This window comes from Streptomyces roseicoloratus (assembly GCF_004117935.1).
GTDB lineage: Bacteria > Actinomycetota > Actinomycetes > Streptomycetales > Streptomycetaceae > Streptomyces > Streptomyces roseicoloratus.
On sequence record NZ_SDOY01000099.1, the window covers coordinates 22,326 to 29,152 of the forward strand.

At 72.2% G+C, this 6,827-nt stretch carries 7 protein-coding genes; 5 read left to right on the forward strand and 2 right to left on the reverse strand.

Annotation, left to right across the window (positions count from 1 at the left end; genetic code table 11):
- The first annotated feature begins 8 nt into the window (after positions 1-8).
- The 5 genes from ESG85_RS10890 to cseC all read left to right on the forward strand — a co-directional run bounded on the left by ESG85_RS10890 (position 9) and on the right by cseC (position 4,893).
- Positions 9-1,118, forward strand: a complete 1,110-nt coding sequence (locus tag ESG85_RS10890) for an HhH-GPD family protein (protein ID WP_281288019.1) — start codon at positions 9-11, stop codon at positions 1,116-1,118.
- Positions 1,119-1,523: 405 nt separating this feature from the next.
- Positions 1,524-2,111 carry a SigE family RNA polymerase sigma factor gene (locus tag ESG85_RS10895; protein ID WP_128977965.1) on the forward strand — a complete coding sequence of 196 codons (588 nt, stop codon included), beginning with the start codon at positions 1,524-1,526 and terminating at the stop codon, positions 2,109-2,111.
- 44 nt (positions 2,112-2,155) lie between these two features.
- The gene (locus ESG85_RS10900; protein ID WP_128977967.1) at positions 2,156-2,785 is read left to right on the forward strand and encodes a hypothetical protein; all 630 of its coding nucleotides are present in this window, start codon (positions 2,156-2,158) and stop codon (positions 2,783-2,785) included.
- A 60-nt stretch (positions 2,786-2,845) separates the two neighbouring features.
- The gene (cseB, locus tag ESG85_RS10905; protein WP_128977969.1) at positions 2,846-3,550 is read left to right on the forward strand and encodes a two-component system response regulator CseB; all 705 of its coding nucleotides are present in this window, start codon (positions 2,846-2,848) and stop codon (positions 3,548-3,550) included.
- 23 nt (positions 3,551-3,573) lie between these two features.
- Positions 3,574-4,893, forward strand: a complete 1,320-nt coding sequence (gene cseC / locus ESG85_RS10910; protein ID WP_128977971.1) for a two-component system sensor histidine kinase CseC — start codon at positions 3,574-3,576, stop codon at positions 4,891-4,893.
- A gap of 683 nt (positions 4,894-5,576) precedes the next feature.
- On the opposite strand, the gene ESG85_RS10920 is transcribed toward cseC, so the two are convergent.
- Positions 5,577-6,458, reverse strand: a complete 882-nt coding sequence (locus ESG85_RS10920; RefSeq protein ID WP_246094928.1) for an IS3 family transposase — start codon at positions 6,456-6,458, stop codon at positions 5,577-5,579.
- A 2-nt stretch (positions 6,459-6,460) separates the two neighbouring features.
- Complete coding sequence (locus tag ESG85_RS10925; RefSeq protein WP_128977975.1) at positions 6,461-6,760, reverse strand: transposase; 300 nt, start codon at positions 6,758-6,760, stop codon at positions 6,461-6,463.
- Between the last annotated feature and the right edge of the window lie 67 nt (positions 6,761-6,827).

The window sequence follows — 6,827 nt, forward strand, 5'->3', positions numbered from 1 at the left end:
GAGGTGCCATGACTTCCATCGACACCTCCTCCGGCGCCTCCGCCACCTCCTCCCCCACCGCCGCCTCAGCTTCCGCCTCCGCCCCCGCTTCCGCCTCCGGCGCGACCGGTGCGCCCATCGCCTCGGGCGCAACCCGTACGCCCATCACCTCGGGCACGACCGGTGCGCTCACCGCCTCGGGCACGACCGGTGCGCTCACCGCCTCGGGCACCTCGGCCGGGCACGCCGCGCCCGACAGCGTGTCGCCCTCCTCGCTGCACGGCCCCGTCCTCGCCTGGTTCGACCGGCACGCCCGCGACCTGCCGTGGCGACGTCCCGAAGCGGGTGCGTGGGGCGTGATGGTCAGCGAGTTCATGCTCCAGCAGACGCCGGTCGTCCGGGTGCTGCCCGTGTACGAGCAGTGGCTGGCGCGCTGGCCGCGGCCCGCCGACCTGGCCGCCGAGGCGCCGGGCGAGGCCGTACGGGCCTGGGGCCGGCTCGGCTATCCGCGCAGGGCGCTGCGGCTGCACGCCGCGGCCGTGGCGATAAAGGAGCGGCACGGCGGTGACGTGCCGAGCGACCACGGACAGCTGCTCGCGCTGCCGGGGATCGGCGAGTACACGGCCGCGGCGGTGGCCTCCTTCGCGTACGGGCAGCGGCACGCGGTGCTCGACACGAACGTGCGCAGGGTCTTCGCCCGGGCGGCGACCGGTGTGCAGTACCCGCCGAACGCCACGACGGCCGCCGAGCGCCGGCTCGCGCGGGCGCTGCTGCCGGAGGACGAGGCGACGGCGGCCCGCTGGGCCGCCGCCTCCATGGAACTGGGCGCCCTCGTGTGCACGGCGCGGAACGAGGACTGCGGGCGGTGCCCGCTGGCCGACCGGTGCGCGTGGCTGCGGGCCGGGAAGCCGGCCCACGACGGGCCGGCGCGACGCGGCCAGACCTACGCGGGCACGGACCGCCAGGTGCGGGGCAAGCTGCTCGCCGTCCTGCGGGAGGCGGTGGACCCGGTGGACCAGGCCGCCCTGGACGCGGTCTGGGACGAGCCGGTCCAACGCGCCCGGGCCCTGGACGGCCTGGTCGCCGACGGCCTGGTGGAGCCTTTGGAGGACGGCCGCTACCGCCTCCCCCTGGGCTGACCGCCAGGGCCTGGGGGCGACCGGCACCGCCGTCCCCCGAGCCGACCACCCGGGCGGGAGAACGGCCGCCACCGCCCTCCCGCGAGCCGACCACCCAGGTCGGGCGCCCTCCTCTGGCCCGACCGCGGCGCGCGCAGCTCCCGGCCCGCGCCCCGCACACCTCTCGGGCGTGCCCCGCCCGCAGCCGTAGTCCCAGAGGTCCGTTTCCTCCCCTGCCTTCGATCCGAAGGATCCGGAACCTTTGGATCCGCTGTTACACAACCGATGGACAGCCGTGCATCCGCCGACGGCTGCTCCGCACAGCCCCGTGACAAGCGCTCCGTAGCGTCGTCGACATCAAGGAAACACGGCTGGTCACGCCGGTCGGGCTGGTCAGGCTGGTCACGGGGATGGAGGCGGTTCGGGATGGCGCACGGCGAGGTGCTCGATTTCGAGGAGTACGTACGGACGCGGCAGGACGCGCTGCTGCGCAGCGCACGCCGTCTCGTGCCCGACCCGGTGGACGCCCAGGACCTGCTGCAGACCGCGCTCGTCCGCACGTACGGCCGCTGGGACGGCATCGCCGACAAGTCGCTGGCCGACGCGTACCTCCGCCGGGTCATGATCAACACCCGGACCGAGTGGTGGCGGGCCCGCAAGCTCGAGGAGGTGCCCACCGAGCAGCTGCCCGACGCCCGCGTCGAGGACGCCACCGAGCAGCACGCCGACCGGGCCCTCCTGATGGACATCCTGAAGGTGCTCGCGCCCAAGCAGCGCAGCGTCGTGGTGCTGCGCCACTGGGAGCAGATGAGCACCGAGGAGACGGCCGCCGCGCTGGGCATGTCGACCGGTACGGTGAAGAGCACGCTCCACCGCGCCCTGGCCCGACTCCGTCAGGAACTGGAGAACCGGGCCGCCGAAGGCGACTCCCGGGCCCTGGACGCCCGCGTCCTGGAGCGGGCGACGACGACCGTACGAGGCGACGAGCGGAAGCAGGAACGGTGGGCGGCCTGAGACCGGCCTGGACTGTCAGGGAACGGGCGGCGAGCATCACGGCGATGGCCGGGCTCGCCGCCGTCGGCGTGCTCGTGTCCGCGTGTTCCACCGGAGGCACCGGCTCGCGCGACGAGGGCGCCGCCCGGTCCGACGAGGTCGCCTCGACGGCACCGGCCACGCCGACGCCTTCCGCCTCGCTCGGCGAGGACGGGACGGTCACCAAGCGGGTGGACCCGATCGCGCTGATCAAGAACGATCCGAAGATCGGCGAGCGCGTGAAGGCCGATCTGAAGCCGTGCGCGGCGGACGCCTACCCGGTGGACACCTCGTACGGGAACCTGACGAACTCCACCGCGCCGGACGTCGTCGTCAACCTGATGACCTGCGGCGACGCCGTCGGCATCGGCACGTACGTGTACCGCGAGGAGAACAACCGGTACACGAACGTCTTCACGGCCGAGGACGCGGCGGTGTACGGGACGATCGACCGGGGGGACCTGATCGTCACCAAGCAGGTGTACGCGAAGGGCGACCCGGTCGCCTACCCCTCGGGCGAGGACGTGATCACCTACCGCTGGACCGGGAACAAGTTCACCCAGCACGACTGGGTGCACAACGACTACAGCAAGGTGGTCGGCGACGGGGGCATCGACGGCGCCCAGCCCGTCCCGAGCGATCCTCCCTCGAACTGAGCCGAGACCCCGTCCCCGAGAAGCTTCGCAGAGACCCCGAAGGCAGAAGGCGCACGCACCATGGCCGAGACCCATGTCCTGTTCGTCGAGGACGACGACGTCATCCGTGAGGCCACGCAGCTCGCCCTGGAGCGCGACGGCTTCACGGTGACCGCCATGCCCGACGGGCTGTCGGGCCTGGAGGCCTTCCGCGCGGACCGGCCCGACATCGCGCTCCTGGACGTCATGCTGCCCGGCATGGACGGCGTGAGCCTGTGCCGGCGCATCCGCGACGAGTCGACCGTCCCGGTGATCATGCTGTCCGCGCGGGCCGACTCCATCGACGTCGTCCTCGGCCTGGAGGCCGGTGCCGACGACTACGTCACCAAGCCCTTCGACGGCTCCGTCCTGATGGCCCGGATCCGGGCCGTACTGCGCCGCTTCGACAACGCGAGCGGCGCGGCGGGCGGGGGCGACGGCGGCGCGGAGGCCGCCTCGGGCGGGGTGCTGGCCTTCGGCGACCTGGAGGTCGACACCGAGGGCATGGAGGTCCGCAGGGCCGGGGCGCCGGTCGCGCTCACCCCGACCGAGATGCGCCTGCTGCTCGAGTTCTCGTCGGCGCCCGGCACCGTGCTGTCCCGCGACAAGCTCCTGGAGCGGGTCTGGGACTACGGCTGGGGCGGCGACACCCGGGTCGTGGACGTCCACGTGCAGCGGCTGCGCACCAAGATCGGCCAGGACCGGATCGAGACGGTCCGCGGCTTCGGCTACAAGCTCAAGGGATGAGCCTGCGCATGAGGGGCCGGCGCATGAGACCGGCGGGCGTGCGCCTCCGTACGGGGGTCCGCTGGAAGATCGCCGTCGCGATCGCGGCGGTCGGCGCGCTCATCGCGGTCACGCTCAGCCTGGTCGTGCACAACGCGGCCCGGGTCTCGATGCTGGACAACGCCCGGGACGCCCAGATGTGGCGGCTGGTCTTCGCGCAGCGCGTCTACGAGACCTCGAAGCCGAAGGAGCCGCGCTTCGGCACCAAGATCAACGACCCGGCGCTGCCGCCCCAGCTCGACCAGCTGATGCGCGACGGCCGGCGCGGCACGTACGTCCAGGAGCACGCCAGCGGTCCGCCGGACGTGTGGGCCGCCGTGCCGCTCGCCAACGGCGACGTGCTCTCGCTGCACGTGCCCTTCGCCGACCGCAGCGCCACGATCATGAAGGACCTCGACCGGGCCCTGATCATCGGCTCGGTGTCGGTGGTCTTCGGCGGCTGCGCGCTCGGCGTGCTCATCGGCGGCCAGCTGTCGCGCCGGCTGCGGAAGGCCGCGGCGGCGGCCGGCCGGGTCGCGCAGGGCAACACGGACGTCCGGGTCCGGGACGCCATCGGCGGCGTCGTACGCGACGAGACCGACGAGCTGGCGCGCGCCATCGACGCGCTGACCGACGCCCTGCACGAGCGGATCGAGGCAGAACGCCGGGTCACGGCGGACATCGCGCACGAGCTGCGCACACCCGTGACGGGACTGCTCACGGCGGCCGAACTGCTGCCGCCGGGCCGTCCGACCGAGCTGGTACGGGACCGGGCGCAGGCCATGCGGACGCTGGTGGAGGACGTCCTGGAGGTGGCCAGGCTCGACAGCGCGTCGGAGCGCGCCGAGCTCCAGGAGCTGACGCTCGGCGAGTTCGTGGAGCGCCGGGTGCGGGCACTCGACCCGGACGTGCGGGTCCACGTGGTGCACGAGTCCTGGGTCAACACCGACCCGCGCCGGCTGGAACGCATCCTGGGCAACCTGCTCGCCAACGCGGCCAAACACGGCAAGGGCCCGGTCGAGGTCACGGTCGAGGGCCGGGTGGTACGGGTCAGGGACCACGGCCCCGGCTTCCCGGAGGCCCTGCTCAAGGAGGGCCCGAGCCGCTTCCGTACGGGCAGCAGCGACCGCGCGGGCCAGGGCCACGGCCTGGGCCTGACGATCGCGACGGGCCAGGCCCGCGTCCTCGGCGCCCGCCTCACCTTCCGCAACGCGGCCCCGGAAGGCACCCCGGAGGGCGAGGGCGGCGCGATCGCCGTCCTCTGGCTCCCGGAACACGCCCCGACGACGACGGGTAGCTTTCCGGTGCTGCGGATGGCGGACTGACGTTCCCTGCCGCCCCGGCCCGCCCTGAAGGTATCCGCCCGGGTCGGCGAGCGGTGCTTGCGGCGGGTGACGCCGTGGATGTCGTGCTCACGCATGACGCGGGCGACGCACTTGCGGTTGACCTGGTGCCCCGGACGCCGAGTGCGGCGTGGATGCGCGGGACGCCATAGGTGCGGCGGGAGGCGATGCGGAGCACGGTGATCTCGTGAGCGAGCGCGTCGTCGGCCTCCTGCGGGCCCGGCGGGCGACTTCGCCCTCGCGCCAGGCACAGGAGAAGGAGCGGGTCACGTGCAGCATCCGGCACAGCAACACGATCGGGTAGTTCGCCCTCTCCGCGTGGACCAACCGGTACCACATGGTCACCGGTCACTCTCCCTCACGAAGAAGGCCGTCGCCCTTTTCAGGATCTCGATCGTCTGCCGCTCCTCGCGGTTCTCCCTGCGCAGCCGGCCCTACCACCCCAACTCCACCCGGTCCTGGAGGTGCTGCGGACGGGCCTGACGGAGGAGACGGCGGCGACGCGCCTGGGCTGTCGCCGCGGGCATACCGCCGACGGGTCGGGGAGCCGAGGGCGGCGCTGGGAACGGCGAGCCGCTTCCGCACGGGGGCGGAAGCGGCTCGAAGGGGGTGGTATGGGGGAACGGCTACGGTGAAGTTTCCCCGTGATCTCGGACACTCGTTCGTTATGCCGCGAGGGCGTGTTGGTGCCGCTGTCTGGTCTCGGCCGGGGTGAGGTAGCCGAAGATCTTGTGCTTGCGTAGGCGGCGGCGGTTGTAGAAGGTCTCGATGAAGGTGAAGACCTCGGCGCGGGCGGTGGCCCGGTCGGGCCAGGTCCGGGTTCCGATCTCTTCCTTGAGCAGGGCCCAGAAACTCTCCGCCGCGGCGTTGTCGAAACATGATCCGGTGCGTCCGCAGCTCTGTCGCAGCCCCAACTCCCGTATTCGATCTCTGAATTGCGTCGATGTGTACTCGCTGCCGCGATCGCTGTGGATCACGCATCCCGGCTCCAGGCCGCCTCGGCCGTAGGCCATGTCGAGGGCGTCGACGACGAGCTCGGCGCGGTGGTGGTCGGCCATGGCGTAGCCGACGACCTCGCGGGTGGCCAGGTCCAGCCAGCAGGCGAGGTAGAGCCAGCCCTCGGCCGTCGGCAGGTAGGTGATGTCGCCGACCAGCTTGATCCCGGGACGCGCGGCGTGGAAGTCGCGGCCGATCAGGTCCGGGGCCGGCTTCGCCTTCTTGTCCGGCCGGGTCAGTGAGCGGTGCTTGCGGCGGGTGACGCCGCGGATGTCGCGCTCGCGCATGACGCGGGCGATGCGCTTGCGGTTCACCCGCCGCCCCAGACGCCGCAGCTCGGCGTGGATGCGCGGGACGCCGTAGGTGCGACGGGAGGCGATGTGGAGCACGGTGATCTCGTGGGCGAGCGCGTCGTCGGTGGCCTGGCGCTCTCGGCGGGCGGCCTCGCCCTCGCGCCAGGCGTAGTAGGAGGAGCGGGTCACGTGCAGCACCCGGCACAACAGCACGATCGGGTAGTTCGCCTTCTCCGCATGGATCAACCGGTACAACATGGTCACCGGTCGCTCTCCTTCACGAAGAAGGCCGTCGCTTTTTTCAGGATCTCGATCGTCTGCTGCTGTTCGCGGTTCTCCCGCCGCAGCCGCTTGAGTTCCTCACGCTCCGCGCTGGTCAGCTCGCCCGGGACGCCCTCGCCCTGGTCGGCCTTGGCCCGGCGGTACCAGCCGCGCAGGGACTCGGAGCTGATGCCGAGTTCCCGGGCGACGGCGGTGACCGTCTTGCCCGAGGAGTCGACGAGCGCGATCGCGTCCCGCTTGAACTCCTCGGTGTACCGCTTCGTGTACTTGCTTCCCACCTGGTGCTACTTCCTCTGGAACCTCAGATCCCAGTCTCCAGGTGTCCACGATCAAGGGGAAGCTTCA